At 56.3% G+C, this 4,405-nt stretch carries 4 protein-coding genes; 1 reads left to right on the top strand and 3 read right to left on the bottom strand.

Features of this window, described 5'->3' with window-relative positions; translation table 11 throughout:
* Window positions 1-328: 328 nt before the first annotated feature.
* Together R6U20_RS12100 and R6U20_RS12095 are read right to left on the bottom strand one after the other, a co-directional pair.
* The gene (locus tag R6U20_RS12100) at window positions 329-1,912 is read right to left on the bottom strand and encodes a sigma-54-dependent transcriptional regulator (protein WP_410338110.1); all 1,584 of its coding nucleotides are present in this window, start codon (window positions 1,910-1,912) and stop codon (window positions 329-331) included.
* A gap of 250 nt (window positions 1,913-2,162) precedes the next feature.
* Window positions 2,163-2,708, bottom strand: coding sequence for a shikimate kinase (locus R6U20_RS12095; RefSeq protein WP_410338109.1), 546 nt, complete (start codon window positions 2,706-2,708; stop codon window positions 2,163-2,165).
* Window positions 2,709-2,807: 99 nt separating this feature from the next.
* Here R6U20_RS12095 and R6U20_RS12090 point away from each other — a divergent pair, with 99 nt between their 5' ends.
* Window positions 2,808-3,296 carry a tRNA pseudouridine synthase A gene (locus R6U20_RS12090; protein ID WP_410338108.1) on the top strand — a complete coding sequence of 163 codons (489 nt, stop codon included), beginning with the start codon at window positions 2,808-2,810 and terminating at the stop codon, window positions 3,294-3,296.
* Here R6U20_RS12090 and R6U20_RS12085 read toward each other — a convergent pair.
* The coding region (locus tag R6U20_RS12085; protein ID WP_410338107.1) for a DUF4007 family protein at window positions 3,266-4,405 on the bottom strand (1,140 nt) is incomplete at its 5' end. The two genes, R6U20_RS12090 and R6U20_RS12085, sit on opposite strands and share 31 nt — an antisense overlap.

The raw sequence follows: 4,405 nt of genomic DNA, 5'->3' as shown, positions 1-4,405 counted from the left end.
CGTTCATCAGTCGCTTCGCTCGTGTCAGGACTCCGCGTCTCCTTGGCGGAGCCGCTGCGCTCAAGATGACATCATGTAAACGGGGCACGTTCCAACCCAACCATTAACCTGTGACAAAGCAGTAGTGCTCTGTCACAGATGATTCATGGGGTAAAGCATGAACTACCAACACTTATAGTCATCCAGATCCTGAATCGAGTTCAGGACAGGCAAGGCGCCCCTGGCGCCGCTGATCCGGGATCTTTTGTGATCTTCCATGGCAATCACTCGCCCGCGCTACCCAACCATTGACCTGTGACACAGCAGTAGGGCACCTCCTGACGGCGCTCTACGGCAGGGTGGCAACGCTTGAAACAAGCTGGCTTGCTACGTGCGACACAGTTGATGAAGGCACGCCCAGTGCGCGGGCCGCTTGTTTAATATCGCCGTCGCACACGTGCAGGGCATGCTCAATAGCCAACACATGTAGTTCCTCCAAAGGAATAATGGCGTCGGGAGCTTGAACGGCAACCTGCTCAAGCGGTGTCTTCTTGGAAGAGACGTCAGGTGCAGACGAAGGCGAGGGCGGGTCGAGCGCAGCTACATCTGAGGCCTTCAAGTCAAATAGTGAGCGTGGGGCGCGGGTCGTTTCTGCTTCGGCAGCAGACTGTGCAGGGGCCCGGTCTTCCGCATCGGAATGTGATGAGTCAGGGCTGTCCAGGTCAGAAGCTTGGGGATCAGCATTGCTGCCCGTTGAGAAAAAGTCAGTTGTTGATATGGAGGAAGCAAACGCATCTGTATCGGGGAGCGAATCCTCATCAGGGAAGAGGTCGTCTGCGGTCACCTCCAGCCCCTGAGCTGTGCGAATCCCCTGTTCGATAGCGGATGCCAACTCGCGGTGATTGCCGGGCCAGTCGTACGCCATGAGGCGGCGCATCGCAGGTACAGAGAAGGAGAGGGGACCCGCGTCGGTGTCTGCCGTTTTTTCGCGAAGCAGGCGCTGGGCCAGGAGGAGCAGATCTTCGGTGCGTTCGCGCAGTGGCGGCAGCGGAATGGCATGTTGCGTGAGCAGGTCGTGCAGGTCGGGGTGCAACGCATCGGTACGTGCGAGCGCCTCCAGATCGCGTCCGGTACCGCAGATGAGGCGTGCCTGAAACGGGGAGGCCGACCGGTCTTTGTGGGCGGGAATGGTTTCCGTATCCACCATGGTAAATAGGGCCTCCTGTATCTCGCGGCTGAGCAGGCCGATGTTGTCGACAAAGAGGGTGCCGTGTGCTGCTTCGGAACTGGCTCCGGGGGCATCAGATGAGCCAAAGAGGGCATCGGATACCGCAGCATCCGACATCACAGCGCCATCTACCGCAACGAAGGGGCCGTCGGCACGCAGGCTCCCTGCATGCAGGCGTTGCGCCCACGTGTCTGGTTCCAGTCCCGACTCTGCTGCGAGCAGCACGGGCGCATCTGTGTGCTGGGCCTGGCGAATGCGTGAGCGTGTGCGCCGAATGGCAAGGCTATCGCCCGCCAAGGTCAGGTCGCAGGGGATGTCTACCGGAGGGGCAACGGTGGCGGTGTTGCGCCGCGCCTGCTCGACCCACCACTCCATGCGATCAAGATCGGAACTGCCTGCCACGAGCACATCGGTGGCTCCGTGCGATAGTGCAGCCCGCGCGGCATCGGCTTCGTCGGGGCGTACCATCAGAAGAATGGGGACATTGCGCCAGCCTGCTCGTAGCGACTCCACCAGATCGAGGCCGTTTCCATCGGGTAAGTCGGGAGCCACAAGGGCGAGCGTGGTGGCTTTGTTAAATGCTTCGATTGCTTCGGCTCCGGTATCTACCTGGTGCAGACGAATAGACCGTTTCGATTCGAGCCGGTAGCGAAGCAGCGTAGCGTATGTGGTGTTTGCACCGACGAGGAGAACGCGAGAAAGCATGGCAGTTGGGGGGATGATCAGAAAAGGCCATACGTAGAACAAGACAATACCCTTGTATCTTAAGCGTACGAGAATTTTTCTTTTTCGTTCATACGCTCTTTGCTACGTATTCCCTAACAAACGGGTGCAAGCGCAGATCTGCTTGTCCAAACGTGCCAAAATGTTTGCGAGATGTGTCAACATGCAGAAATGCAGCGCTCAAGCACGGCACCAATCTCGGTGCGTCTCATCATTTGGACCCCACATGTTGTCATTCGGAAGGCCGGCAGACGTAATCGGCAAAACGGTGGTGGATGCGACGGGTCACGGTTTCGGGGGCCGCCTGGGCATCCACATGTATGGGGGCTTGCTCGTACGCTGGGGTGCGCTCTCGGAGCATCGCAGCGATGTGGTGGCGTAAAGCATCGCCCGTAAGCGGGGTGTCGTCGGCATCCCACAACAGCGGACGGTGGGCGGCGTCGGGGGCCAGGCGCTGGTAGAGTGTCTCTGCATCCACGCGTAGATACACGACTGCTCCCAACTGTTGCGCACGCTGCATACGGTCCGAGTCAACCAGCATGCCGCCGCCCGTGGCGATTACGGCACTGGGATGCGCGGCAGTGGCGGCGAGGGCATCCTCCTCGCGCGATCGAAAGGCTGCTTCGCCTTCCTGCGCGAAGTATTCGGGGATGCGCATGCCAATCTGCTCCTCGATCCAGGCATCCGTATCCATAAAGGGCCAGCCAAGATGGGCGGCCAGCTGGGTGCCGACGGTCGATTTGCCGCTTCCCATAAAACCGGTGAGGTAGATACGCATGGATTGGTGCGGAGGCTGAGGGATGCGTGGGGAACGTGCACGCTGTGTATGCCATAGCGGCCCATCCGTTCGTTTGTTGCTTGCAATCTGCCTGCTGATATGCCGCGTCTGCGTCTCTGCATCGAATACGACGGCACCGATTTTCACGGCTGGCAGGTGCAGCCCGAGGTGCCCACGGTGCAGGGCGCGCTGGAGGAGGCGCTCGATACGGTGCTCGATACCGCGCCACGCCTGACCGGCTCGGGCCGCACCGACGCCGGGGTGCACGCACGCGGTCAGGTGGCGCATGTGGATGTGCCCGACGACACCGATCCGTACCGCTTGCGCCGCAGCTTGAATGCGCTCACCCCGCCCGGCATTGCGGTGCGGCAGGTGGAGCAGGTGCACGCGGACTTCCACGCCCGCTACGATGCCCGATGGCGGCGTTATCACTATTACCTGTGCACGCAACCCCGCGCGCTGGAGCGCCGCATCCGCACCCATGCCCTGCCGCGAGGGCGATCTGGCAGTTCCTGGACAACCTTGATCATGTCAACCGGTTTGCTCATGGTTCCTGCTCAGCTCCTGACGGGTGCTCTGTTTTCGTAATACGCGGAAAGAAACTCCAGGGCGGAATAGCCTGACTTAAGCCTGATCTGGTCCAGATTGTGGGTTGATTCGTAGCGAAGCCATTCGAGGCTGTGGAGCTTTTCAATTTCCAGAACAAGCATGCTTCTGTCCAGACCGAATACAGCCGCAGGTGATCCTGGAGTATTGATAAGAGATTCAAGTTCAATCAAGTGTATATTTTCCCCTGCACAGTAATCATAAAGCATGGCAGCCAGGACCAGGGGAACAAAACCGGAATAGCGCTGTCTGTAAAGCACACCTTCCGGGGTGATCTTAAGAAGGTCAAGCTTGCTGAAATTCCTTCTGGTATAAGCGTCTGTGATAAAGTGGATTTCCTGGGAAAGATTTTTTTTGACGGTTATGTCTGAGTATAAACCTGTCAGCTTTGACCTGAGTTTTGCTGACCAGTCTTTTAATGTCGTTGCAGGCTCATTCAGGAAATGATTAAAAACCTCAAACCAAATTAAATTCTTAAAAGAAGCCGCTCCTGCGTAATGACACCATTCAAGGGAACCCTGGGATTCAATGAAAATGTCATGCTCAGCTAAAAAAAGTCCGACTTGAGTCAATACCTGTGAACCGGGTTTGATTAAGCCCATTGAGGTTCCAATACTAACCAGACTTTCCACTTGACGATCTGCAAGACCTGTACTTTCCTGAAGATCCTTGCGGTTATTTTTTTTGGCGTCTCTATTGTCCAGCAAAACTTTCAGAATATGAGCAAGCTTGTCAAATTCCAAAAGATAGCTGTTGCTGACCTGAAGTTTGCGTTTGTTGCTTCTGATTAGCAGAGGAGCGTTGTCCTGCTTCAGGCCGGGGGAAGACTTTTCAGTGCCAGCCTCTTTGCTTTCTTCTGATGATGTTGTGGAACTATTTCGCAAAGAATCCGGAGAACTATTATGGTCTGTTTGAACTGAGCTGATAATTTTAAACAAAGCAATGGTTGATGGGCCTATGCCTTGAATTTTGTGCAGTTCGTAAGGTGATGCTTTGAAAATATCTACCAGGCTGCCAAATTTTTCCATGAGCCTTTCTGCCAGAGGCCTGACATTCCTTCCCGGAATGGAATAACCAAGTATAAGTTCAAG

The organism is Longimonas sp., from assembly GCF_046498435.1.
Classification (GTDB): domain Bacteria; phylum Bacteroidota; class Rhodothermia; order Rhodothermales; family Salinibacteraceae; genus Longimonas.
Note: the sequence above shows the minus strand (reverse complement) of the source record. Positions and strands in the feature narration are given on the sequence as shown.

Coding starts and splice junctions, on each gene's coding strand:
- R6U20_RS12100 (WP_410338110.1), bottom strand. CDS start 1,912: ATGCTTTCTCGCGTTCTCCTCGTCGGTGCAAACACCACATACGCTACG.
- R6U20_RS12095 (WP_410338109.1), bottom strand. CDS start 2,708: ATGCGTATCTACCTCACCGGTTTTATGGGAAGCGGCAAATCGACCGTC.
- R6U20_RS12090 (WP_410338108.1), top strand. CDS start 2,808: ATGCCGCGTCTGCGTCTCTGCATCGAATACGACGGCACCGATTTTCAC.